18 protein-coding genes and 1 pseudogene are annotated in these 25,061 nt (G+C 71.5%); 15 read left to right on the top strand and 4 right to left on the bottom strand.

Features of this window, described 5'->3' with window-relative positions; translation table 11 throughout:
- Window positions 1-37 precede the first annotated feature (37 nt).
- The 8 genes and pseudogenes from JOF46_RS19005 to JOF46_RS18970 all read left to right on the top strand — a co-directional run.
- Window positions 38-988: pseudogene (locus tag JOF46_RS19005) on the top strand (AAA family ATPase); the annotation flags it as partial.
- A 227-nt stretch (window positions 989-1,215) separates the two neighbouring features.
- Entirely contained in the window at window positions 1,216-2,583 is a 1,368-nt protein-coding gene (locus JOF46_RS19000; RefSeq protein ID WP_245348193.1) for a DUF58 domain-containing protein, read from the top strand.
- Window positions 2,584-2,588: 5 nt separating this feature from the next.
- Window positions 2,589-5,042, top strand: coding sequence for a transglutaminaseTgpA domain-containing protein (locus JOF46_RS18995; RefSeq protein WP_209910127.1), 2,454 nt, complete (start codon window positions 2,589-2,591; stop codon window positions 5,040-5,042).
- Window positions 5,043-5,045: 3 nt separating this feature from the next.
- Complete coding sequence (locus JOF46_RS18990; protein WP_209910125.1) at window positions 5,046-6,167, top strand: RDD family protein; 1,122 nt, start codon at window positions 5,046-5,048, stop codon at window positions 6,165-6,167.
- Window positions 6,164-7,018: a PP2C family protein-serine/threonine phosphatase gene (locus JOF46_RS18985; RefSeq protein WP_209910122.1), complete on the top strand. Its 855-nt coding sequence runs from the start codon at window positions 6,164-6,166 to the stop codon at window positions 7,016-7,018. Before JOF46_RS18990 ends, JOF46_RS18985 begins: the two co-directional genes overlap by 4 nt.
- Window positions 7,015-9,027 carry an FHA domain-containing protein gene (locus JOF46_RS18980; protein ID WP_209910120.1) on the top strand — a complete coding sequence of 671 codons (2,013 nt, stop codon included), beginning with the start codon at window positions 7,015-7,017 and terminating at the stop codon, window positions 9,025-9,027. The genes JOF46_RS18985 and JOF46_RS18980 overlap by 4 nt, the downstream gene beginning before the upstream one ends.
- A complete protein-coding gene (locus JOF46_RS18975; protein WP_209910118.1) occupies window positions 9,024-10,634 on the top strand; it encodes a serine/threonine-protein kinase in 1,611 nt (536 codons plus the stop codon). Before JOF46_RS18980 ends, JOF46_RS18975 begins: the two co-directional genes overlap by 4 nt.
- Window positions 10,627-11,337 carry an FHA domain-containing protein gene (locus JOF46_RS18970; protein ID WP_209910116.1) on the top strand — a complete coding sequence of 237 codons (711 nt, stop codon included), beginning with the start codon at window positions 10,627-10,629 and terminating at the stop codon, window positions 11,335-11,337. Before JOF46_RS18975 ends, JOF46_RS18970 begins: the two co-directional genes overlap by 8 nt.
- Before the next feature lie 41 nt (window positions 11,338-11,378).
- Here the strand turns inward: JOF46_RS18970 and JOF46_RS18965 are convergent, their stop codons facing one another.
- The gene (locus JOF46_RS18965) at window positions 11,379-11,615 is read right to left on the bottom strand and encodes an acyl-CoA carboxylase epsilon subunit (protein WP_209910114.1); all 237 of its coding nucleotides are present in this window, start codon (window positions 11,613-11,615) and stop codon (window positions 11,379-11,381) included.
- Window positions 11,612-13,225 carry an acyl-CoA carboxylase subunit beta gene (locus JOF46_RS18960; protein ID WP_209910112.1) on the bottom strand — a complete coding sequence of 538 codons (1,614 nt, stop codon included), beginning with the start codon at window positions 13,223-13,225 and terminating at the stop codon, window positions 11,612-11,614. Before JOF46_RS18960 ends, JOF46_RS18965 begins: the two co-directional genes overlap by 4 nt.
- Before the next feature lie 195 nt (window positions 13,226-13,420).
- Between JOF46_RS18960 and JOF46_RS18955 the strand changes: the two genes are divergently transcribed.
- The 7 genes from JOF46_RS18955 (at window position 13,421) to JOF46_RS18925 (ending at window position 22,192) form a co-directional block, all read left to right on the top strand.
- A complete protein-coding gene (locus JOF46_RS18955) occupies window positions 13,421-14,281 on the top strand; it encodes an SDR family oxidoreductase (protein WP_209910110.1) in 861 nt (286 codons plus the stop codon).
- A gap of 93 nt (window positions 14,282-14,374) precedes the next feature.
- Window positions 14,375-15,316 carry a biotin--[acetyl-CoA-carboxylase] ligase gene (locus tag JOF46_RS18950; protein WP_209910108.1) on the top strand — a complete coding sequence of 314 codons (942 nt, stop codon included), beginning with the start codon at window positions 14,375-14,377 and terminating at the stop codon, window positions 15,314-15,316.
- A 225-nt stretch (window positions 15,317-15,541) separates the two neighbouring features.
- Window positions 15,542-16,171, top strand: coding sequence for a hypothetical protein (locus tag JOF46_RS18945; protein WP_209910106.1), 630 nt, complete (start codon window positions 15,542-15,544; stop codon window positions 16,169-16,171).
- Window positions 16,164-17,474, top strand: coding sequence for an adenylate/guanylate cyclase domain-containing protein (locus JOF46_RS18940; RefSeq protein ID WP_425355069.1), 1,311 nt, complete (start codon window positions 16,164-16,166; stop codon window positions 17,472-17,474). The genes JOF46_RS18945 and JOF46_RS18940 overlap by 8 nt, the downstream gene beginning before the upstream one ends.
- Window positions 17,475-18,632 (top strand): hypothetical protein, encoded by a 1,158-nt coding sequence (locus JOF46_RS18935; RefSeq protein ID WP_209910104.1) that lies wholly within the window; start codon window positions 17,475-17,477, stop codon window positions 18,630-18,632. It abuts the gene before it with no gap.
- Between the two features lie 83 nt (window positions 18,633-18,715).
- Window positions 18,716-21,064 (top strand): NAD-dependent DNA ligase LigA, encoded by a 2,349-nt coding sequence (ligA, locus tag JOF46_RS18930; protein ID WP_425355068.1) that lies wholly within the window; start codon window positions 18,716-18,718, stop codon window positions 21,062-21,064.
- An 84-nt stretch (window positions 21,065-21,148) separates the two neighbouring features.
- Window positions 21,149-22,192, top strand: a complete 1,044-nt coding sequence (locus JOF46_RS18925) for an inositol monophosphatase family protein (RefSeq protein ID WP_209910101.1) — start codon at window positions 21,149-21,151, stop codon at window positions 22,190-22,192.
- A 189-nt stretch (window positions 22,193-22,381) separates the two neighbouring features.
- On the opposite strand, the gene JOF46_RS18920 is transcribed toward JOF46_RS18925, so the two are convergent.
- Complete coding sequence (locus JOF46_RS18920; protein ID WP_209910098.1) at window positions 22,382-23,170, bottom strand: glucosamine-6-phosphate deaminase; 789 nt, start codon at window positions 23,168-23,170, stop codon at window positions 22,382-22,384.
- A gap of 70 nt (window positions 23,171-23,240) precedes the next feature.
- A complete protein-coding gene (locus JOF46_RS18915) occupies window positions 23,241-24,788 on the bottom strand; it encodes a glycoside hydrolase family 3 N-terminal domain-containing protein (protein ID WP_245348192.1) in 1,548 nt (515 codons plus the stop codon).
- Window positions 24,789-25,061: the final 273 nt, after the last annotated feature.

The following is a 25,061-nucleotide window of genomic DNA, read 5'->3' as shown; positions in this document are numbered from 1 at the left end:
GTGCACGAACGATGACGAGAAACAGGAGCCACATCCAATGACGATGACCAACGAGCAGGCCGGCTGGTTCGCCGACACCTTCGCCAAGCTGGTGGACAACGTGGGCATCTCCGTGCTCGGCAAGGACGAGGTGGTGCGCATGGTGCTCACCGCACTGCTGGCCGAGGGACACGTGCTGCTGGAGGATGCCCCCGGGACGGGCAAGACGATGCTGGCCCGGTCACTCTCGGCCACCGTCCAGGGGACGAACTCGCGCATCCAGTTCACCCCCGACCTCTTGCCCTCGGATGTCACCGGCATCACCATCTACGACCAGAAGACCCAGGGGTTCGAGTTCCACCGCGGCCCGATCTTCGCCAACCTGGTGCTGGCCGACGAGATCAACCGCGTCTCCCCGAAGACGCAGTCGGCGCTGCTGGAGGTCATGGAGGAGGGACATGTGACGGTCGACGGGACCACCTACCCGCAGCAGCGCCCGTTCATGGTCATCGCCACGCAGAACCCGATCGAGCAGGCCGGCACCTACAAGCTGCCCGAGGCGCAACTGGACCGCTTCCTGATCAAGACCTCCATCGGCTACCCGGACCGGGCCGCGACCGTCGAACTGCTCGCCGGCAGCGCGCAGCGTGACCGCTCGAGATCGGTGGGCGCCATCATCACCACCGAGGCCGTCGCCGACATGGCCGACCTGGCCGCCACCACCCACGTGGACCGGGGCGTGCTGGAGTACGTGGCACAGCTGTGCGAGGCCACCCGCGAGGCGTCCGAGACCCGGTTGGGCGTCTCGGTGCGCGGGGCGCTGGCGATGGTGCGCGCCGCGAAGATCTGGGCGGCCACCGAGGGACGGAACTACGTGCTGCCCGACGACATCAAGGCGCTGGCCGCCGCGGTGTGGACGCACCGGCTGGTGCTGGACCCGGAGGCCGAGTTCACCGGGGCCAGTGCCGAAGCGGTGATCGCCGACGTGCTGCGCGCGGTGCCGGCACCGACCGGCCACGGCGGAATCGGCACCGGCAGCGTCTCCGGAAACGGCACCGGCAGCGGCCGCCGCAACGCCGTCGGGCATGGCGCCGGCGGCAACGGCACCAGCCCCAGCGGCGGCAATGGCGCCAGCGGCACCGGCAGCGCCGCCCCCGTCGATGCGGCGGTGCCCGCCGGCGTCGGCGAGGCCGAGGCCGACGAGGCCACGGTGCTGCGCCGGGACGTGGGCGGGGCATGAGCCGAGGGTCCACCCGCGCTGGAAACCGGGCCTCGACCCGGGCCGCAACCCGGGCCGCAACCCGCGCCACCGCGCGGGCGCTGAAGGCCACCGCGGACAAATCGGCGGGCATGCTCGCCGATGCCGCGGCGCTGCTGCGCGAGGCACTTCACCCGCTGCTGGTGCGCTGCCGCACGCTGTTCGCCACGTACCTGGCACCGGCCGGACGCGTCGTCTCCCCGCTGGGGTTCGTCGTCGCCGGGACCGCGGGACTGCTCTGGCTGCTCGGGGTCGCGTTCGGGTGGCAGGAGGCCCTGCTCGGGGCGTTCATGGCGTCCCTGCTGCTGCTGGTGGCGCTGGGCTTCATCATCGGCCGTTCCGATTTCCGCATCAACCTGGAACTGAACCGCACCCGGGTGGCGGTGGGGGACCGCGCGGTCGGCTTCATGGAAGTGGCCAACCCCACGGGCCGGACCTCGTTCGCGACCCTGATGGAACTGTCCGTGGGCGCCGCCGTGGCCACCTTCCGGGTGCCGCGGCTGGCACCCGGGGCCGAGCACGAGGACCTGTTCACCATCCCCACCCGCCGCCGGGCGGTGCTAACCGTCGGCCCGGTGCGTTCGGTGCGCCAGGACCCCTTCGGGCTGCTGCGCCGCCAGGTCCGCTTCACCGGCAGCTACGAGCTGTTCGTGCACCCCAGGACCACCGCGCTGCACGGCTCCTCGGCCGGGTTCATCCGCGACCTGGAGGGCATGACCACCCGCGACCTGTCCAACTCCGATGTCTCCTTCCACGCGCTGCGCGGCTACGTCGCGGGAGACGACCGCCGGCACATCCACTGGAAGTCCTCGGCACGCACCGGCGAACTGATGGTGCGCCAGTTCGAGGAAACCCGGCGCTCGCACCTGGCCATCGCGCTGTCGGCAAACCTCGGCGAATACGGGGACCCGGCCACGGCGCCCGATGACTTCGAGCTCGCGGTCTCCGCCGCGGCCTCCATCGGCCTGCAGGCCGTCACCGACCAGCGCAAGCTCTCGGTGCTGGCGCAGACCGGGCCGGTGCGCACCGACACCGGACGGAACATGCTCGATTCGCTGACCCGGCTGCAGGCCCGCACGCTGCCCCGCCACGACGTCGCGAGCCTGGTCCGCGGCACCATCGAGGCGGTGCCGGGGGCCTCGGTGGTGTTCATCCTCACCGGGGCCGGCACCACCGCCCGCCAATTGCGCGAGGCATCCATGCACGTGCCCTTCGGGGTGCGCGCCATCGCCATCCGCGCCGGGCACGGGCTGCGCGCCGCCCGCTCCGACATCGGCGAACTCACCGTGCTCACCCTGGGCAGCCTCGACGAGCTCGGGCTGCTGCTGCGCAGGGCCGCGGCATGAACGCCATGAACCCCATGAACCCCATGAACCCCATGAACGCCAGGAACGCCAAGCTGCCGATGTGGCGCTACGGCCTGGATGCCGGCTGCCTGGGCGTGGCGCTGTTCCTCGGCGCGCTGGGCCTGGCCGACGCCTACGGGACCAGCGCCCACTACCTGCTGGCCTGCCTCGGCGGCATCATCGCCGGGCTGGCCCTGGCCTGGGCGCACGTGTACTTCCGGCTGCGGGCCTGGCAGACCATGGCGCTGTTCGCCGGGGCCTACCTGCTGCTTGGCACCGTGCTGGCCACCCCGCGCGAGGCCCTCTTCGGGGTGCTCCCGACGTTCGAGTCGCTGCGGGTGCTGCTGGCCGGGGTGGTGTTCTCCTGGAAGGACATGCTCACCGTCGCCCCTCCGGTGGGCTCCTACGGCGGGGTGCTGATCGTCGCGTTCCTGTCCACGGCGCTCACCGGGCTGCTGGCCGGGCTGGCCGCATGGCGGCTGCGCGCGCCGTACTGGACGCTGCTGCCGCTGCTGGCGATGTTCGTCGTCGGGATCGCCTTCGGCACCCGGGACGTGCCGCTGCCGGTGCTGCGCGGCGGCGCGTTCATGGCGGTGCTGGTGGGCTGGCTCGCCTGGCGCCGGCACATCGGCAGCCTCGTCGCCGACGGCTTCCGCTCGCTGAACCACCCCGATGACGACGTGCGCTCGGTGCGCGAAGGGCTCATCCGGCGCGTGGGCATCGGGGCCGTGGTGCTGCTCGCGGCCAGCGGCATCACCGCCGCCGCGGCCCCGCTGATCAGCCCGCCGACCCCGCGGCAGGTCTTGCGCGATGCCGTCGAACCCCCGGTCGACCTCTACACCTACCCCAGCCCGCTGACCAACTTCCGCAAATACACCAAGACCATGGCCGAGGCGACGCTGCTCACCGTCACGGGCCTGCCCGAGGGCGAGCGCGTGCGGCTGGCGGCGCTGGATTCCTACAACGGGATGGTGTTCAACCTCGACCCGAAATCCGGGGGCAACTTCGCCCCGGTGGGCGACTCCGCGGACATCCGCGGCTCCGGCTCCGCGGCGCAGCGCGCCGCCGGGGAACTGGAGATCGGCATCGGCGACTACGCCGGGGTGTGGCTGCCCGGCGGCGGCCGGCTCGCCGGGGTGCACGTCGCCGATGAGGGCCGCGAGCAGCTGGCCCGCTCGCTGTTCTATTCCGACGAGGCGGAGACCGCGCTGAGCTCCATCGGGCTGCAGAAGGGGGACAGCTACACCGCGCAGGTGCAATTCCCGGTGCGGGCCACCGACGCGGAACTGGAAAACGCCGACTTCGCGCAGCTGCGCATGCCGGAACTGGCCAACGTGCCGCCGCTGGCCGCGGCCAAGTCCGTTCAATACGTCGGCTCCGCGCGCACCGCGCTGCAGCGGGCGCGGGCCCTGGAAACCGCGCTGAAGACCGGCGGTTTCCTCTCCAGCGGCGCCGAGGGGCAGGTGCCCTCGCTCTCCGGGCACGGGGCCGGGCGCATCACCAGCCTGCTGGACGCCGAGGACCCGATCGGCGACGACGAGCAGTACGCGGTCGCGATGGCGCTGATGGCCCGCGAACAGGGCATGCCCGCCCGCGTCGTGATGGGCTTCTACCCGGAAAAATACGACCCGGCCGCGGCGGTGGAGCTGAAGGGCTCCGACGCGCACGCCTGGGTCGAGATCGCCTTCGAGTCGATCGGCTGGGTCACCTTCGACCCGACCCCGGACGACGACGAGCAGCCCACCCCGCCGGAGCAGGAACCGCGGGCGGTGCCGCAGCCGCAGGTGCTCCAGCCGCCCCCGCCCGAACAGCAGGACGCCGAGCTGCCGCCGGAGACCGCACCGGAACCGCAGGAGGTCCAGGAGGAGGAACCTTCCTTCTGGGAAACCTGGGGCGCGCTGGTCATCGGCACGGCCATCGGCCTCGGTTCGCTTTTGCTGCTCGCCTCCCCGTTCCTGCTGATCCTGGGACTGAAACTGCGCCGCCGCCGGCGCCGTGCCCAAGCCGGCAGCATCGGTGCGCGCATCGCCGGCGGCTGGCAGGAGGTGCTCAGCCAGGGCACCGACTACGGGATCATCGCCCGCGGCGGGGCCACCCGCCGGGAGAACGCCGGCGCCCTGGCCGCGGGCTTCCCGGTGCTGGGCACGCTCCCGCTGGAACTGGCCGCGCGGGCCGACAGGGCCACGTTCTCCACCGGCGTTCCCGGGGAGGACGAAGCCGCGAACTACTGGCGCGACGTTGACGATCAGGCGGCGAAGATGGGCGCGGCGACGAGCTTCTGGCGCCGCCAGCGGGCCAGGTTCTCCGCCCGCTCGCTGCTGCACGAGTGGCTGGCCGCACTGTCGGCGCGCGGGGCGCGGGCCGCACCCGGGCCGCTGGGCGGCAAGCCGGCGTGGCGCCGTCCTGGTGCACGCGCCCGCACACTCGGTAAGGTACACGCAATGGAAACGAAGGAGTAACCGGTGGCCGGAACGATGAACACGGTCGATGCCTCGGCGGGAAAACGACTGGGCGCGTGGCTGCTGGATACCGCCCCGCTCGTGGTCCTGTCCGGCATCTTCCTCTTGGCGCCCGGACCGCTGCTGCTCCAGAAGCCGACCGGGCCGGGGAACCTGGTGCAGGCCGCGCTGGCCGGCGCGTTCTTCGCGCTGCTGGCCCTCGGGTACACGGGGTTCCTCTGGTGGTGGGAGGCGAAAACGGGAAAGACCGTCGGGAACCTGTTGTTGAAGCTGCGCACCACCACCGACGACGGGTCGGTGCCCGGATGGGCCGCGGTGGTCCAACGCCGGCTGCTCATCATCCTGGCGGGCGTCGTGCCCGTCGCCGGGCCGGTGCTGGTGGTCATCTCCAACCTGTTCGACACCCACGGCAAGCGCAAGGGGTGGCATGACAGGGTCGCCGGCACACTGGTGCTGGACATCAACGCCGGGCGCGACCCGCTGGCCGCCGGAGGGTTGGCCGGCGCGGAATCCTTCGCCCCCGCCGGGGCCCCGGCCGCCGCTTCCGCCCAAGGCATGACTGCCCAGGGTGCGCCGGTCCACGGTGCGCCGGACCACGCCGCTCCCGCCCACGATTCCCCGCGCGGCGACGGGGTCATCACCTCGGTGCCCGGCGCGTCGCGCGCGCCGCAACCCGACCCCGCGCAAGAACCGGAAGCCTCGCCGGAACCAGCTCCCGAGGCCGCTCCCGCCCCCGTGCCCGAGGCCCACCCGGACGATGCCTTCACCCACACCCGCCTGCGCGTGGAACAGCACACCGTCACCCGCCTGGTCTTCGACGACGGGAAGGTCCACGAGCTGGAGCACGGCCTGCTGATCGGTCGGAACCCGTCCGCCGCGGCCGACGAGGACGACGCGGAACTGCTGAGACTCGGCGACAGCGGCCGTTCGGTGTCCAAGACCCACCTGCTGGTCCAACCCGGCAGCTCGGGCATCTGGGTCACCGACCGAAACTCCACCAACGGCTCGCGGGTTATCGACGCCGCAGGCAGCGAGCGGGACCTGCTCCCCGGCCAGCGAAGCCCCGCCGGTGCGGGGGACACCGTGTACTTGGGCGAACGCCATTTCACGGTGGAGCTCGCGTGAACCGGGACGGACCGGAGGGCGGCGTGGTCATCCGACACGGCCAGGGCACCGACCGCGGGCTCAAGCGCCGGCTGAACGAGGACTCGCTGTTCGTCGCCGATGCGCTCTTCGCCGTCGCCGACGGCATGGGAGGCCACGCGGCCGGCGAGGTGGCCAGCCGCCTCTGCGTCGAGACGCTGGCCGCCGGCTACCGCAAGGCCTCCGGCCGGCTGGACGCCGAGGCGATCCACGTGCTGCTGCGCCAAGCCGGCGATGCCATTGCCGCCGGCGCTCCGCGCGGGGCCGGCACCACCGTCAGCGGCGCCGCAGTGATCGAGCGGGACTCGGGCCTGCACTGGCTGGTGTTCAACGTCGGCGACTCGCGCACCTACCGGCTCTCCGGCGGGCTGCTGGAACAGGTCACCGTCGACCATTCCGAGGTGCAGCAATTGGTCGAACGCGGCGTCATCGACGCCGGGCAGATGGCTGCCCATCCGCGCCGCCACGTCATCACCCGGGCCCTGGGTGCCGGCGGCGACGGCCGCGCGGATTTCTGGCTGCTGCCCCTCCTGCCCGGGGACCGCCTGCTGATCTGCTCGGACGGGTTGAGCACCGAGCTGTCCGACGCATTGCTGCGCGACACCATCACGCGGTTCCCCGATCCGCAGCAGGCCGCCGACGAGCTCATCGCCGCAGCCCTGGGCCGCGGCGGCCGCGACAACATCTCGGTGATCATCGCCGATGCGGTGGGCCCGACGGCCGACGAAACGTTCGACACCGTGCCGCGCCCGATCAATCCGGAACACCAGACCAAAACCCGGCCGATCGCCGTTCCCGGCGGCGAAACGGCACCCATGGAGGATAAATCATGAACGCCCTGCGCTACCTTCCCGGTGACTGGTTCGCCCTCATCCGCCCCGCCCACGTCGTCCTGTTGCCCGGCGACACCGCTGCAACGGATGTGTCCTCGCTCTGGGAGCAGATGGACGACGCGGCCACCGTGGAGTCGTTGCTGACCGGCATCCTGTCCGCGGCACAGATGAAGATCAGCTCGATGCCGCCCTTCGCGATCGTCTCGCGCGAGGACGCGCCGCACGTGGTGGTGCGCGGGCAGGTCTCCTTCGCAACGGCCAACGGGTCCGAGCAGGCCCGCGGCCGCGACGTGGCCACCTGGCTGGAGCGCCGCTTCGGTGCCGCCGACGGGTGGGACGTGGGCGTCGGGGCGGGCGACGACGGCCACTGGCTGCCCATCGCCGAGGGCATCGTCCGCGTGTCCGGGCTGCGCCACGGAGCGAACCCCGATGGGGCGGAATTCCCGGCGCAGGACGCAACCACGGCCGTGCACCCAACCCCGCCCCAAGACGCAATCGCCTCCGACGCCGAGTCCGATGCCGATGCCGGCACTGCCACTGCGGCACGGGTGGCACTGGTATCTCCAGTCACCGGCGCGAAACCCGGGGTGATCCAGGCAGCGGCGGCCACGAAGGGCGAAGACTCGTCCGATGCCGATGCCGATGCCGAGGAGGCCGCGACGGAACCAAGGTCCGCGCCCGCCGATGCCGCCGACGAAGCAACCGCGACGGAACAAAACGCCGAACCGGCAACTGACGGGCTCGACGCCTCCGAGGCCGACACGGAGGAAGCCGCGCCCGACCTGAAGACCGAGCCCGCCGAGCCCGCCGAGCCCGCCGACGATGCGACCCCGACTCGGCAGAACGCCGAACCGGCCACGGAAAGGCACGACGCCGCAGAAGCCGACACGGAGGACACCTCTGGCCAGCTGCCGGCAGGCACCACGAACGAAGAGACTGATCGCTCCGGCGAATCGGTGGACCTGGCACAGGTCTCGCTGGCCAGTGAGCTGCTGGGCCGCCGCGAGGACACCGCCGACGGCCAGGTGCTGCCCGGTGCCTCGACCGGATCCGCCGAACCCCTCGAGGATGACGTCGACAACTTGGACACCATCCTGACTCCCCGGGCGCCGAAGCCGGCCACTCGGGCGGCAGGGACCGAAGCTTCCGCCGCGCCCGCCCCAACCGCTACGCCGGCCCCAACCGCCGCGCCGGCCCAGGCTGCCGCCCCCGCCCCGGGACCCGGCCTGATCGGGTCGATGCCGTGGATGCGCAAGGCCGCAACCGAACCGCCGCCCGCCCCGCCGAAGCCGTCGGTCACCGGGGTGCCGCAGGCCGAAGACCTCGACGGCGACGACGACGGAAACACCATCCTGCGCAGCGACCTGCCCACGGCCAACCCAGTCGCGGCCGCTGCCGAAGATCCCGACGCCCGGCCCGCCAACGGACCTGCCAACGGGCCCGCCGAGGGATCCACCACAAGCTCCGCCGAGGGGCCCTCCGGGGGATCCGACGAGGGGCTGACCCTGACCGGCCACCACACCACCTCGGCCCCGCGGGAATTCGTCCTGGCCCGCAGCTGCCGCAACGGGCACCCCAACCCGCCGACGGCAGCGAGCTGCAAGAAGTGCGGAGCCGTGCTGAGCGGCGAGGCGCACCAGGAGCCGCGCCCGCCGCTCGGGAAGATGGTCATCGCCGACGGGCCCGACGGACGGGAAACAGTGCATGAGCTGACCCGCTCGGTGCTGCTGGGCCGCCAGCCCTCGGCCCAAGGCCTGCCCCGGGACCTGAACCCGCAGCTGGTGCAGGTGCAAAGCCCCAGCGGCGACATCTCGCGCAACCACCTGCAGGTGCGCCTCGAGGGTTGGCACGTCGAACTCGTCGACATGGGTGCCACCAACGGTTCCGTCCTGCTGCGCGCGGGCAATTCCCCGCGCCGGCTGGCCAGGAACGAGGCGGTGATGCTGCTCGACGGCGATGTCGCGGACCTGGGCGACGGGGTCAGCCTGCGCTTCGAGGAGCTGCCGTGAGCACAAGCCGCCCGCCGGCGCCCGCCCCGCACATCGAGGGTTTCACCTTCCTGAACCCCCTGGGCTCCGGCGGGTTCTCCGACGTGTACCTGTACCAGCAGGCGCGTCCGCACCGCAAGGTCGCGGTCAAGGTGCTGCTGGCCGACGTCACCCTGGAGGACGCGCGCCGCCGCTTCGAGGACGAGGCCAACCTCATGGCACAGCTGTCCAGCCACCCGTACATCGTCACCATCTACCAGGCCGAGATCACCGCGGACGGCCGCTCCTACCTGGCGATGGAATACTGTTCGCGCCCGGGGCTGGACGTGCGCTACCGGCGCGGGCGGCTCGGGGTGGACGAGGCGCTGACCCTGGGGATCCAGCTCGGGTCGGCGGTCGAGACGGCGCACCGGGCGGGGATCATCCACCGCGACATCAAGCCGGCCAACGTGCTGACCACCGACTACAACCGGCCCGCGCTGACCGACTTCGGGATCTCCGGCACCTCCGGCACCGCGGCCGCGGGACTCTCGATCCCGTGGTCGGCCCCGGAGGCCTTCGAGGGCGGGAACCCGCCCGGGGTCCGCATGGATGTGTACTCCCTCGGCGCGACCATCTACACCGCGCTGGCCGGGCACTCGCCGTTCGTGCGGCGCGGCGGGGAGAACTCGCAGGCCCAGTTGATCGACCGCATCACCAACTCGCCGCTGGAACCCCTGGCGCGGCCCGACGTTCCGGCGTCGCTGAACCAGGCGCTGGCGGTGTCGATGGCGAAGTCGCCGACCTCCCGCTTCGGCTCGGCCGCCGAACTGGCCCGGGCGTTCCAGCGCATCCAGGAGGAACTCGGGTTGGCTGTCACGCCCTTCGAGGTGCTTGGGGATCCGGCGGGCGATGCCCGGCAGCTCGAGGCCGGCGGCGAGGCCACCCGGGTGCGCAGCGTGCGGTCCATCGACAGCGCGCAGCTGCGCGCCGCCCCGCGCGTCTTCACCACCCCTGGGCAGCGCCCGGACGCGGACTCCGCGGACCACCCGGCCCACCCGGCCCGGGATTCCGCCCGGCACCCCGCCCCGGGATCCGTCAGGCACCCGGCAGCGGAGGCAACCGGCGCGCCCCGGGCCGTGCCCCGCGAAGACCAGGGCCTGGGCGGACTCGATGCCCCCGCGCCCGCCCCCGAACGGGATGCGGGGTCTTCGCCGCGCCGTGTCCCGAAGGCCCTGCTGGCCGCCGGCATCGGGCTGGCGCTGATCGCCGGCGGTGCCGTCTGGGCCAGCCTGTCCACGCGGGAGGACCCCCGGGCGCAGAACCCTCCGCCCATCGCATCGGCGTCCATCGACCCGGCCGATCCGTTCATCGGCGGCGGCGTGCCGCCGGTGCAGGGCTTCGAGCACCGCATCGCGGGGGACAAGGTCACCTTCAGCTGGGTGAACCCGAAACCGGTCGAGGGGGACTTCTATCGCTGGGCACCCATCACCGCCACCAGCACCGGAACGGTGGAGCGGACCGCGAAAACCAGCGCCACCGCCGGGCACCGCGCCGAGGGGCCCACCTGCATCGAGGTCAAGCTGGTGCGCGCCACCGGTGCGGTGTCCGCCCCGGCCCGCTACTGCACGGAGGATACCGATGGCTGACCATGTGCATGTCGAGTATTGCGGGGAGTGGTTCGACGTGGCCGAGGACAAGGTGTTCACCATCGGCCGCGAGGGCGACCTCGCGGTGGACGACAACCCCTACCTGCACCGCAACTTCCTCACCGTGGCGCGTCACGACGGGATCTGGTGGCTGTCCAACAACGGCAGCCGGCTGACCGCGACGGTTGCCGACCGGACCGGCGGGCTGCAGGCCTGGCTCTCACCCGGATCGCGGCTGCCACTGGTGTTCGCGCTCACCTCGGTGGTGTTCACCGCGGGACCAACCACCTATGAGCTCTCGCTGCACGTGGCCCAGCCGGCGTTTAGGCAGGAGCCGATGGAGGACGACCCGGACGGTGCCACGACCATCGGGCCCGTGCTGCTCACCGAGTCGCAGCGGGCGCTGGTCGTCGCCCTGGCAGAGCCGATGCTGAGCCGCGACGGGACGGGCCTGAGCGCCATTCCCTCCAGCGCCGAGGCTGCGGCGAGGCTGGGCTGGAAGATCACGAAGTTCAACCGCAAGCTCGACAACGTGTGCGACAAGCTCGACAAGGCCGGGATCGCCGGGTTGCGCGGCGGCATCGGCCGACTGGCCTCCAACCGCAAGGCGCGCCTGGTGGAACACGCGGTCAGCTCCCATCTGGTCACCCGGGCGGACCTGGTGATGTTGGAGGGCCCCGTCGCCGACGCCGACGACGCGTAGGCGCCAACGATGCGTAGGCGACGGGGACACCGGGTGCCTGGCTAGTGCCGGCCGACCTTCCAGGGCAGCGGGGCCCCGGCCAGTTCGCGGCGCCGGCGGATGCGCCCGCGGCGCAGCGCCGTGCCCGAAGGCAGCGACGCGGAAGAATCCTGGGACACCAGCGCCGAGACGACGGCGGCCAGGGCCGCGACTTCCTCGTCGGTGGGGTTCCCATGCGTGATGGACAGCGCCGCGGCCTGGGCCTGGGCGGCGGGATGCATGTTCCGGTCGCCGGTCACAGCGGGATGTTCCCGTGCTTCTTGGCCGGCAGCGAGGTGTGCTTGTCGCGGGTGGCACGCAATCCGCGCACGATCTGCAGACGGGTCTCCGAGGGGGCGATGACCGCATCGACGTAGCCGAGCTCGGCGGCCTGGTACGGGTTGAGCAGTTCGGCCTCGTAGCCCTCGATGATGGCGGTGCGGCGTGCCTCCACGTCCCCGCCCTCGGCGGCCACGGCCGCAAGGTCGCGGCGGTAGAGGATGTTGACGGCGCCCTGGGCGCCCATGACGCCGATCTGCGCCGTCGGCCAGGCCAGGTTGATGTCCGCGCCGAGCTTCTTGGAGCCCATCACGATGTACGCCCCGCCGTAGGCCTTGCGGGTGATCACCGTCAGCTTCGGCACGGTGGCCTCGGCGTAGGCGTAAAGCAGCTTGGCGCCGCGGCGGATGATGCCCTGGAACTCCTGGTCCTTGCCCGGCAGGAAGCCCGGCACGTCGACCAGGGTGAGCAGCGGGATGTTGAAGGCGTCGCAATTGCGCACGAAGCGTGCGGCCTTCTCGCTGGCGGCGATGTCCAGGGTGCCGGCGAACTGCATCGGCTGGTTGGCGACGATGCCGATGGTCGCGCCCTCGACGCGGGCGTAGCCGATCATCACGTTCGGCGCGTAGAGCGACTGCATCTCCAGGAAGATCCCGTCGTCCACGATGTGCTCGATGACCTTGCGCATGTCGTAGGGCTGGTTGGCCGAATCCGGGATCAGCGTGTCCAGCTCGAGGTCCTCGGCGGTGAGCTCGAGCTCCTCGTCGAACTCGGTGGCCGGGGCGTCGGAGATGTTGTTCGAGGGCAGGAACTCGAGCAGTTCCTTGCAGAACTCGATGGCGTCGGATTCGTCGGTGGCCAGGTAGGTGGCGGTGCCGGTGTTGGCGTTGTGCTGGCGCGCCCCGCCCAGGGTCTCCATGTCCACTTCCTCGCCCGTGACGGTCTTGATGACGTCGGGTCCGGTGATGAACATGTGGCTGGTCTTGTCGACCATGATCACGTAGTCGGTCAGCGCGGGGGAGTACGCAGCGCCACCGGCGCTCGGGCCCATGATCAGCGAGATCTGCGGGACCACGCCCGAGGCGTGGACGTTGTTGCGGAAGATGTCGGCGAACATCGCCAGCGAGGCCACGCCCTCCTGGATGCGGGCGCCGCCGCCGTCGAGGATGCCGACGACCGGGCAGCCGTTGCGCAGCGCGAATTCCTGCACCTTGACGATCTTCTCGCCGTTGACCTGTGACAGCGAGCCGCCGTAGACCGTGAAGTCCTGCGAGTAGACCGCCACCTGGCGCCCGTCGACGGTGCCGTATCCGGAGACCAGGCCGTCGCCCAGCGGGCGCTTCTTGTCCATCCCGAAGGCGGAGGTGCGGTGCACGGCCAGGGCGTCGAACTCGACGAACGAGCCCTCGTCCATCAGCATCTCGATGCGCTCGCGGGCGGTGTGCTTGCCGCGGGCGTGCTGCTTCTCGATCGCTTCCTGGCCCGAGGGTGCCTGGGCGAGGGCCTCGCGGCGACGGAACTCGGCGATCTTGCCGGCAGTTGTCGACAGGTCGATCGATTCCGTGGCGTCAGCGATGCGGCTCTGGGTCATCCCATGGCTCCCTTGAAGTAGTTACGTAGTAGGAAAGGCACAACAACCATGCCACCTTGGCCAGTCTAATGAGGCTCTGGGCGCATTCGTGTGTAGGAAAGCTACAAAATCATGTCGTGTTGGGGGCCAAGTCGTCCATAAATCAAGTTACTCACGAGTAGCTTTAGTGCCGTGGCTTCCCGTAATGTGGCTCACATGAGTGAATCGAACCGCGACGTGGTCGCCGCCAACGCCAAGCCCCTGAAGGGCAAGACCATCCTGATGAGCGGGGGATCTCGGGGCATCGGGCTGGCCATCGCGCTGCGCGCCGCCGCCGACGGGGCGAACGTGGCCATCATGGCCAAGACCGCCACGGCCCAGGCCAACCTGGCCGGCACCGTGTTCACCGCCGCCGACCAGATCACCGCCGCCGGAGGGGCGGCGCTGGCCATCGTGGGGGACGTGCGCAACGACGAGGACGTCATCTCCGCCGTCGCGCAAACAAAAGAGCGCTTCGGCGGCATCGACGTGGTGGTCAACAACGCCTCGGCCATCGACCTGTCCAAGACCGACGATGTGTCCATGAAGCGCTACGACCTGATGATGGACATCAACGTCCGCGGCACCTTCCTGCTGTCCAAGACCGCGCTGCCGCACCTGCGCGAAAGTGCGAACGGGCACATCCTGACCCTCTCCCCGCCGCTGAACCTGGACCCCAAATGGGCGGGAATGCACCTGGCCTACACCATGGCCAAGTACGGCATGTCGATGACCACCCTGGGCCTGGCGCAGGAACTGCGCGGCACCGGGATCGGGGTGAACTCGCTGTGGCCGGCGACGCTGATCGACACCGCCGCGATCCGCAACATGCCCGGCGGCGAGCAGTTGATGAAGGCCGCCCGTTCCCCGCGCATCGTGGCCGACGCCGCGCACGCGATCCTGACCTCGGACGCGCGAGCCTGCAGCGGGAACTTCTTCACCGACGAGGCCGTGCTGGCCGCCGCCGGCACCACCGACCTGTCCGGCTATTCCATGGGAGCGGCCGAATCCGACCTGATCGGCGACATCTTCCTGTAGGAACGCGCCGGTGCCCGCCGCCGGTTGCCACCGGCGGCGACGGGCCGCCGGCCCCATGGCGGATGCGGCCGGGGACTGGATAGTCTGGGGTGCATGAGCAACCAACAGGGCCCCGGGCCGGAGCACGAAACCTTCAACGCCTTCGAGATCTCCGAGGCCGGGCGCGCGACGCTGGATGCCGCCGCCTTGCGCCGGGGCATGGCCGCGGCCGGCATGGGGGAGCTGTGGATCTCCGAGCACACCGGGTCCACCAACGACGACCTGGCCGCACGCGCCCACGGCGCGGACCTGGCCAACCTGTCGGTGGAAACCACCGAGCACCAGATGGCCGGGCACGGGCGGCTGGGGCGCGGCTGGCAGACCCCGGCGCGCAGCGCGCTGGCCACGTCCATCTACTTCCGCCCGGGCCCCGGCTTCGACTCCTCGGGCCTGGCCTGGCTGTCGATGCTCTGCGCCGCGGCCATGGTGCAGACGCTGCGCGAGGACGCTTCCCTGGCCGCCGGGCTGAAGTGGCCCAACGACGTGGTGGCAGAGGGCAAGAAGGTCTGCGGCGTGCTGGCCCAACTGGTCATGCGGCCCGAGGGCCCGGTGGTTGTGGTCGGTGCCGGGTTGAACGTGAGCCTCACCGCCGCCGAGCTGCCGGTGGACACCGCCGCCAGCCTGGGGATGCTGGGTGCGGCCACGCTTGACCGCACCGAGCTGCTGGGCGGCTACCTGCGCCGGGTGGCGCAGCTTTTCGGGACCTTCGAGGCCGCCGGCGGGAACGCGTCGGCCAAGGCCCGCTACGCGGTTGCACCCGAAACCCCGGATGCCGAGGCGCCGGAAGCCACTCTGCGCGAGGTGGTTCGCTCGGTCATGGTGACGATCGGGCACCGCGTCGATGCGCACCTGCCCAACGGCACGGTGCTGCGCGGCACCGCCATCGACCTGGACGCCGACGGATCGCTGAAGGTGCGCGGGGACGACGGCACGGTGCACAGCGTGATGGCCGGGGACGTGAAGCACCTGCGCCGCTCCGACGGCTCCTACGCCTAGCACCGGGCACCGGGGCCGCCCGGCGGGCATTGGCGAAAACTCCTCCCCGGCCGGTGCCTCGAACCGGCGGCACAAGTCCCCGGGCACCGAAGCAATGCGGCCGGTGAAGGACACATCACGCAACGATGTGCGGCGCCCGGACCCGAAACGTGGGTGCACTGGCCCTACCATGGAAGGAGCAAGACCGGCACGCACAACCGGTGTGTGGGTTGAAGGAGCCGGGACGTGAAATTGATACTGGAGAAGCGCGAGCGAGTCCTCGTCAAGACCCGTGCGCACCGCCGGGTGCTGCGCTGGCCGCTGCTGCGCTTCCTGCTCCTGGTCGCCGGCACCTGCTACCTGCTGGGCCTGTTGCTGCGCGAGGACCTTCCCGGCTGGCTCATCGAGGCGCGCGCGCTGGCGCTGGCACTGTTGGCAGTGGTGTTCGCCGTGCTGCTGGTCATTTGGTGCCTGCGGCCGTGGATCCGCTGGGCCAACAGCTTCATCTACCTGACCACCGAGCGCATCGTCACCAAGCGCGGACGCCGGGCCGCGGGGCAACATTCCATCGGGTTGTACGCAATCCACGATATCGTTGCCGTGGTGAGACCCAATGCGCCGCAGCTTGCCCCCGGGACGCTGACCCTGGTGCTGGCCGAACAACGTTTCAACATCCCGCACGTCCCGGCGGTGGCCCGCATGCGCGGATACTGCATCGGGGCGATCGGCGCACTGCCGCACTTCCCCCGGGTTGATGGTGTAAACATGGAAGAAGCCGACGGCAGCGGGCCGCCGGCGAATCCGACGAACGAAGCGCCCCACCAGCATGACCAGCAACACCACCACGAACGAAGAGAATGGACGCAGCATGAGTGAGCGGTCGCCGGCGACGGGCACCCAACCCGCCGCGCCCACCGCTGCCCGCGACGCGGCGCGTGCCCAGCGCCATCCCTCCGAGGCGCCCGAGTCCCCGGCGTCCGATGGCAACGGCACGACGCACCCACCCACCGGGCACCCGGCCACGGTCCACCCGGCCACGGTGCAGCAGGCGGCGGAGATCGAACCGGCGCTCGATGACCCGCTGGCCGAGTTGGTCGAGGCGATGAAGCGCCCGGACCAGGTCAACGGGTCCACCCCGGCACCGGCACGCGACGCGGTCCGCGAACTGGAGCGGCGCCTGCTGGGAGCCGACCGCACCATGCGGCGGCGCGAAATGGCCGCGGGGGCCGGCGTCTCGCTGCTCTCGGCCCGCAAGATCTGGCGCGCCATGGGCTTCCCGAACCTGGGCGACGAAGAGGTCTTCTTCACCACGGTCGACCAAGACGCGCTCAAGCTGATGCTCAACATGGTCCGCGACGGCATCCTCACCGAGGAAACCGCGATCTCGCTGACCCGTTCCATCGGGCAGATGACCGACCGCATGGTGGTCTGGCAGGTCGAGGCACTGGTCGAGGACATGGTGCAGAACCAGAAGCTGAGCGACCCCGAGGCGCGGCGCAACCTGGTGAACCTGCTGCCCGAACTCATCTCGCCGCTCGAGGAACTGCTGGTCTACTCCTGGCGCCGGCAGCTGAACGCCGCCGTCCACCGCTTGGCCGTGCGCGCCGAGACCGGCCTGGCCGCCTCCGCCGAGGGCCGCGACGGCTCCGAGGACGACGCCCCGCTGCCGCTGGCCCGCGCCGTCGGCTTCGCGGACCTGGTCTCCTACACCTCGCTCTCGCGCCGGATGAACGAACGCACCCTGGCCCAGCTGGTGCAGCGCTTCGAATCCAAGTGCGCGGAAATCATCTCCATCGGCGGCGGCCGGCTGGTCAAGACAGTCGGCGACGAGGTGCTCTTCGTGGCCGAGACGCCGCAGGCCGGCGCGCAGATCTCCCTGGCGATGTCCCGGGAGTTCGCGGCCGACGAGCTGCTGCCCAACACCCGCGTCGCGCTGGTCTGGGGACGGATCCTCTCGAGGCTGGGCGACATCTACGGGCCCACGGTGAACCTGGCCGCGAGGCTGACCTCGCTGGCCGAGCCCGGCACCGTGCTCACCGACGAACTGACAGCCTCCACGCTGGCCGGGGACGCCCGCTTCGTGCTGCACCCGCAGGAAACCACCTCGGTGCGCGGCTTCGGCGACATCAACCCGGTGCTCCTGGCACCGGGCACCGGCTCGGGGCTGGTGCTGGACTAGATGCGCTTCGGATTCGGTCAGGTCCATGCCGCGGCGGCAACCGACATCGGGCTGCGCCGCGCCGTCAACGAGGACGCGGTGCTTGAGGCCGGAACCATCTTTGCCGTGGCCGACGGCATGGGCGGGCACGAGGCCGGTGACCTGGCCTCGCGCCTGGGCATCGGAACCCTGAACGAGATCGCCGCCGGCCCCTGCGATGCCGGAGACCAGCAGCCGCTGCTGCCGCACGCGCGCGACGTGCTGGCGCAGGTCACCGCGGCCGACGCCCGCATCCGCCAGGCCATCGGGGCCCGCGGCGGAACCACGCTCTGTGCGCTGGCGCTGGTGCGCGTGGAAGACGACGGCGGCACCTGGCCCTCGGCGAACGCCGGCACCCCCGCAACCCCCGAAACCGCGGCGCTTCCGGCCGTCGCCGGGCCCGCCGGGCAGGGACCGGCCACCACCGAGGCGCTGCACCTGCCGCTTCCGGCGCTGGGCACCCCGCGCTACCTGTCCAGCACCCGCGAATCCAACGAGCCGGTCGCGTCCCAAGATTCCCCCGGAGCCGGCGACGGGCCCGGGACATCCAATGCGACCGGCCATGCCGGGGCGACCGACCCCGAGCCCACCACCGATGTGCTCCCGCGCGCGCAGGCCGACGCGGCACTCGCCGCCGGCTCCGTGCCGCCGGCGGTTGCCGACATCTCCGCGAAGGTCACGCAGATCCCGCTCCCGGGGGCCGGCACCCCGCCGGAGGCCGACGAGGTCCGGCTGATGCTGCTGAACGTGGGGGACTCGCGCGGCTACCGGCTGCGCGCCGGAGTGCTGAAGCAGCTGACCCGCGACCACTCCGCGGTCCAGGAACTCATCGACGGCGGCATCATCACCGAGGCCGAGGCCCGCATCCACCCGCAGCGCAACCTGATCACCCGGGCGCTGGGCGCCGGCGGCAACTCGGTCCCCGACACCCAGTTCCACCACCCGCGCCCCGGGGACCGCTACCTGCTGTGCACCGACGGGCTCACCGGCGAGGTCGAGCACGCGGCCATGGAACAGATCCTGGCCAACACCCCGGACCGCACCGAGGCGGTGGGCCGGCTCATCGACGCCGCCCTGGCCAGCGGCGGACGGGACAACATCTCGGTGGTCATCGTCGATATCGAGGGCCCCGCGGCCTGATCGGCCGCACGCCGGGCACGACGCGCCACACGGGCATCGGCCCCGGACACCAACCCGGGGGCGTTCTGGGGCAAAATGGAGGGGTGAGCCACGAAGAACCGACCCCGCAGCCCGAGACGCACCAGCCCGTTGCCGCCCGCCCGCCCGAGGATGCCCACGCGCTGGCCGAAGCCCTCGAAGCCGAGGCAGTGGTCCCCGACGAGGCCCTGCGCACCGAATACCAGCAGCTCATCGACGAGGTGCGCAGGCACCGCGCCGCCTACTACAACGACGACGCGCCGCTGATCTCCGACGCCGAGTTCGACAAGCTGTACTCCCGGCTCGAGCTGCTCGAGGCCCGGCACCCCGGAATCGTCGCCAACGACTCGCCCACCCAGGAGGTCGGCGGCGAGGTCTCCGCCGCCTTCGCCGAGGTCGTCCACCTCTCGCGCATGTACTCCCTGGAGGACGTGTTCTCCCTCGAGGAGGTCACCGCCTGGGGCGAGAAGACCGAGGCCAACGCCGCGCTGCGCGCCGCCGGGCACGAGCTCAAGTGGCTCTGCGAAGTCAAGATCGACGGGCTGGCGGTGAACCTGCTCTACCGCCACGGCAAGCTGGTGCGCGCAGCCACCCGCGGGGACGGCACCACCGGGGAGGACGTCACCCACAACGTGCTGACCATCAAGTCGATCCCCACCCAGCTGGCCGGCCAGGACTGGCCCGAGGAGGTCGAGGTGCGCGGGGAGATCTTCATCCCCTCGGCCGACTTCGTCGCCTACAACGAGGCGCTCATCGAGGCCGGCAAGGCCCCGCTGGCCAACCCGCGCAACGCCGCGGCCGGCTCCATCCGGCAGAAGGACCCGGCGGAGACCGCCAAGCGCCCGCTGCAGATGTTCGTCCACGGTTTCGGCGTGCGCGCCGGCCTAAACGCGGCCACGCAGTCGGAAACCTACGAGCTCATGGCCTCCTGGGGGCTGCCGGTCTCCCCGTACTCGCGCGTCGTCGACACCCTGGACGAGGTGCTCGCGTTCATCGCCCAGAACGGGGAACACCGCCACGACCTGCTGCACGAGATCGACGGCATCGTGGTGAAGACCGATGCGTTCGAGATCCAGCGCAACCTCGGCTTCACCTCCCGCGTCCCGCGCTGGGCCGTGGCCTACAAGTACCCGCCCGAAGAGGTCAACACCAAGCTTTTGGACATCCAGGTGCAGGTGGGCCGCACCGGAAGGGTCACCCCCTTCGGCATCATGGAGCCGGTGCTGGTCGCCGGGTCCACCGTCAACCGCGCGACGCTGCACAACCAGGACGTGGTCAAGGCCAAGGGCGTGCTGATCGGGGACACCGTGATCCTGCGCAAGGCCGGGGACGTGATCCCGGAAATCGTCGGCCCGGTGCTCCCGCTGCGCGACGGGAGCGAACGCGAATTCGTGATGCCCACCACCTGCCCCTCCTGCGGGACGCCGCTGGCCCCGGCCAAGGAGGGAGACGTGGACATCCGCTGCCCCAACGCGGAGTCCTGCCCGGTGCAGCTGACCGAACGCGTCGCCCACCTGGGCGGGCGCGGCGCCTTCGACATCGAGGCGCTGGGCTACGAGGCCGCCCAGGCGCTGACCATCGGACCCGGCGAAGACCCGGCGGAGAACGGCGGTCTCATCGCCCCGGCCGGCCCCGGCCCGCTGCGCAACGAGGCGGCGATCTTCGATTTGGCCACCGGCAACCCGGATTCCACGCTGCGCGAGACGCTCGCCGAGGTCAACGTGTGGCGTGAAATCCGCTCCAAGGGCGCGGGCACCGGCAAGTTCGCCTTGGTCCCGTACTTCTACTCCAAGGCCACCGCCAAGAAGCCCTCTGGCCCGACCCGGACCACCGAAAAGCTCTTCGACGAGCTGGAAAAGGCCAAGAGCCGACCGCTGTGGCGGGTGCTGGTGGGATTGTCCATCCGGCACGTGGGGCCCACCGCCTCGCGCTCGCTGGCCACCCGGTACGGGTCGATGGACGAGATCATCAAGGCACTGGAGGCCGAGGGGGCCCGCGAGGCCCTGGCCGAGGTCGACGGGGTCGGCGCGATCATCGCCGACGCCCTGATCGAGTGGTTCTCCGTCGACTGGCACCGGGACATCATCGCGGCCTGGTCCGCGGCAGGGGTGTTGATGAGGGACGAGCAGGACGCATCCATCGTGAAGCACCTGGAGGGGATGAGCATCGTGGTCACCGGCACGCTGCCGACCTACAGCCGCGACGCGGCGAAGGAAGCGATCATCATCCGCGGCGGCAAGGCAGCCGGGTCGGTCTCCAAGAACACCGCCTACCTGGTGGCCGGCGAGGCCGCCGGCTCGAAGCTGGACAAGGCCGTCTCGTTGGGTGTGCAGGTGCTCGACGAGGAGGGCTTCGTGCTGCTGCTCAATGGCGGACCCGAAGCCGTTCAGGGGCGGCCCAACCCCGAGGCCTAGCGCCGCGGGCCCACGGCGGCCCGGCCCGCAATCCCGGCCGTCCTGTTCGCAGGTCCCGGTCCCGACGTCACCAAGGAGCAGTACATGAGCACCAACCCCAAGCACAAGCAATCGGCACAGGGTGCCGCCGAGACATCCGACGGACAGGATCCCGCGCTGCGCCGCCAGCTGCTGGCCGTGGCCCGCGAGGCGGCCGCCGCCGGGGCCGCGGTACTGGCCGAACGCGGCCGCGGCCGGGTTGCCGCCGACACCAAGAGTGCAGCCGGCGACTGGGTCACGGACTTCGACCGCCGGGCGGAAATGGCGGTGCGCGACGTGATCGCCGCGGCCCGCCCCAACGACGCGATCACCGGGGAGGAATACGGCCGCACGGTGCCGGCGGACCCCTCGGGCTACCGCTGGTCCATCGACCCGCTCGACGGCACCGCGAATTTCGTGCGCGGCATCGTGTACTACTGCACCTCGGTGGCGGTCTTCGGGCCGCTCGACGAGACCGCGGCGGCAACGCCCGCCGGGAAGGCCACCGCCGCAGCCGCGGCCGATGCACCTGCGGCCAATGCACCTGCGGCCCCGGGGAGCCCGGCCGCATCCGGCGGCAACTCGCTGGCCGCCGACGCCGCGGCCATGGATGCGGGCACGCACGGCTGGCTGGCCGCCGCCGTCAACGCCCCGGCGCTGGGCACCGAGTACTACGCCGCCGCAGGGGACGGTGCCTGGTTGGTCGATTCGACGCTGCACGTGGGTTCCGATGCCCGCCGCGGCGGCAGCGCGACCCGGGCACAGCAGCTGGCCGGCGGCGACAGGGAAGAAGCCGGCCGCCTGCTGGCCACCGGCTTCGGCTACGACGCGGACCGCCGCCAGTTCCAGGTCGGCGCGCTGCTGGGACTGATGCCCGGCTTCGCCAACGTCCGGCGCATCGGCTCGGCCGCGCTGGACCTGTGCCTGGTCGCCGACGGCACGCTCGATGCGTATGCGGAGTACGGCACCCAGGAGTTCGACTGGGCGGCGGGCGCGCTCATCGTGGCCGAGGCCGGGCTGCCGGTGCTGCGCCCGCGCACCGACCCGGGCTGGCAGGCCGCCGGCCACCTGGACTTCGACGCGCTGCCCCAAGAGCAACCCGCGACGTAGCGCAGCGGTCGGGACCTGGCGCAGCAGCCCGCGCCACAGCGGGCCAGGACATGGTGGGCCGGGACCTGGCGCAGCGGGCACGCAAAAGCCCGCCGCCCCCGTGGCTTCACCACGGGTGCGGCGGGCTTCGTCGTCGGCACCCAAAAAGCGGGAAACCGCCGGCGCCTGGGCGTGCTGCCGGGCGGAGGGCTAGATGCCGAACTGCAGGCCGGCGGCCGAATCGTCGTAGTAGTCGCGGTTCTTCAGGCCCGCGGCGGCGGCCTCGTCGAGCACCACCACGGCGTCAGGGTGCAGCTGCAGCACCGAGCCGGGGCAGGCCGAGGACAGTGGGCCCTCCAGTGCGGTGGCCACCGCGGCGGCCTTGTGGCTGCCGGTGGCGACCATGACCACGCGGCGGGCCTCGAGGATGGTGCCCAGGCCCTGGGTCACCGAGTGCGTGGGGACCGCGTCGAGCCCGTCGAAGAAGCGCGCGTTGTCCTCGCGGGTCTTGGAGGACAGGCGCTTGATGCGGGTGCGGGAGCGCAGCGAGGAACCGGGCTCGTTGAAGCCGATGTGGCCGTTGGCGCCGATGCCCAGGATCTGCACGTCGACCCCTGCCGCAGCGATGGCCGCGTCGTAGGCGGCGGACTGCGCGCGGATCTGCTCCTCGGAGTCCCCGAAGCCGTTGGGGGTGAACAGGTTTTCCTCGCGGATGCCGATGACCCCGCACAGCTCGCGGACCAGGGTCTGGCGGTAGGACTGCTCGTGGGTGCCCTCCAGGCCGACGTACTCGTCCAGCGCGAAGGCCAGGGTGTCGCCGAAGTCGACCTCGCCGCCGGCCACCGCCTTGGCCAGCTCGCCGTAGAGGCCCAGCGGCGTGGACCCGGTGGCCACGCCCAGGACGGTGTTGCCTTCGGTGCGCGAACGCAGCCCGTCAAGCACCGCCTCGGCGGCGAACTTCGCGGCTTCCTCGGCGGTGGCGGCGATCAGTACTTCCATGTGTGTGTTCCTTCAAGGTGGTGCGGGAAAGTGGGCCAGCGGTGCGGCCGTGCGGGCACGCATGGCGAACCTAGAGCGTATCCCGATCGTGGCCGGGCATTCCAGCCGGGCCCGGGGCCAACAGCTCGACCAGCGCCCGCGAGACGGTGCGCGAGGCGCCGAAGGTCACCAGGTCCGCCCCGCCGCGGGGCCAGCCGCATTCCACCGTGATGAGCGTGCGCCCATCGGCGCGCAGCTCGTCGGCGATCTGCCAGATCCGGTGGTCGTCATCCAGTCCGCGGCCGACCAGGGCGATCTTCGCCGACGGGTCGGCATGCTTCAGGGTGCCCGCGGCCCCGGCGGATGCCGGGCCCCACGGGACGTGCCCGACGGCCATGTTCGCCTCGCTGTCGACCTGGATGAGCAAAGGCACGGAGCGGTCCGCCAGCCAGGCGCGCGCGGCGGGGCCGATGTCGAAGGCCGCGGTGATGGCCACGGCATCCGGGACGGCGCCCGCGGTTCCTGCCGCGGGAACCGGGGAAGCGGCTGCGCGGGGGCGGTAGCCGGCGGCCAGCACCGCGACGCGACCGGCGGCATCCTTCAGCCGGGCTGCCTGCAGGTCCCCGGCGTACACGGCATCGACGATGGCCCCCAGGATTCCCGCGTAGCGCTCGGCGGAGGTCCGTGAACCCAGGCAGAGCAAATCGGCGCCGGCGGCCAGCGCCCGCACCGCCGCGGCCTCGATGCCGGTGATCGCGCAGGCCCCGGCCATGTCCAGTGCATCGGTGATGACCGCACCGGTAAAGCCGAGCTCCCCGCGCAGCAAATCCTGCAGGATCGCCCTCGAGAACGTTGCGGGATGCTCCGCGTCGAGCACCGGGACCATGATGTGGCTGGTCATGATGCTGGCGGTGCCCGCGGCAATGGCGGCGGCAAAGGGCACCAGCTCGCGGGTGCGCAGCGTGTGCTCATTCACTTCGATGGTGGGCAGTGCAAGATGCGAGTCGGTGGCGGTGTCGCCGTGGCCCGGGAAGTGCTTGGCGCACGCGGCGACCCCGGCTCGCTGCAGCCCGCTGGTGAAGGCCGCGGTGTGCCGGGCGACCAGGGCTGCGTCGGCGCCGAAGCTGCGCACCCCGATGACGGGGTTGGAGGCGGTGGAGTTCACGTCCGCGTCCGGTGCCAGGTTCAGGTTGAAGCCCAGGGCCACCAGCTCCGCGGCGATGGCCGCTGCGGAGGCCTCGGTGGTGGCGACGTCGTCGATGCGCCCGAGCACCGCGTTGCCCGGCTGGTTGGAACCGGTGAGGTAGTGCAGGCGGGTGACGTCCCCGCCCTCCTCGTCCAGGGCCAGCAGCACCGTGGGCGAGGCGGCGCGCAGCTGGGCCATCAGCGTTGCCAGTTGCGCCGGGGAGGAGAGGTTGGTGCCGTAGATGCACACCGACCCGACCCCGGAGGCCAGCGCGTCGGCGATCCAGTCCGGCATCCGCGTGCCGGTGAACCCGGGCATCAGCGTGGCCGCGGCGAGGGTGCGCAGCCGGGCCTCGCCGGGCCGGGCCGGGACCTTGGCCTTGGCCATCGTTGGCGGCGTGGTTGCGATGAAGCCCTCCGGCAGACGGACCGGAGCGGGGGTATCGGAAGACATCAGCGCGGCACCGCAAGGGAGAGGCTGCGGGCGTAGGGGTGGGAGCGCAGGCGGGCGCCTGGGCGGGCGCCTGGGCGGGCCGGGGAAAACCGAGGCGTGCGTGAATTGGTCATGCCAACCAGCCAACGGCACCAACGGGCAAAAGACCAGAGGTCGGGGATCGTTGCTGCCGGATCGGCGCGGTGACGGGGCAACGGGGCGATGGCGCAGCGCGGTGCGGTGCGGCGAATCGGTTGGCCGGAAGGGAACCGCTTTCGCTATTGTCTCCGGGGT

Source organism: Paeniglutamicibacter psychrophenolicus (assembly GCF_017876575.1).
GTDB classification, from domain to species: Bacteria; Actinomycetota; Actinomycetes; order Actinomycetales; family Micrococcaceae; genus Paeniglutamicibacter; species Paeniglutamicibacter psychrophenolicus.
This window is presented reverse-complemented; position numbering and strand designations above follow the sequence as displayed.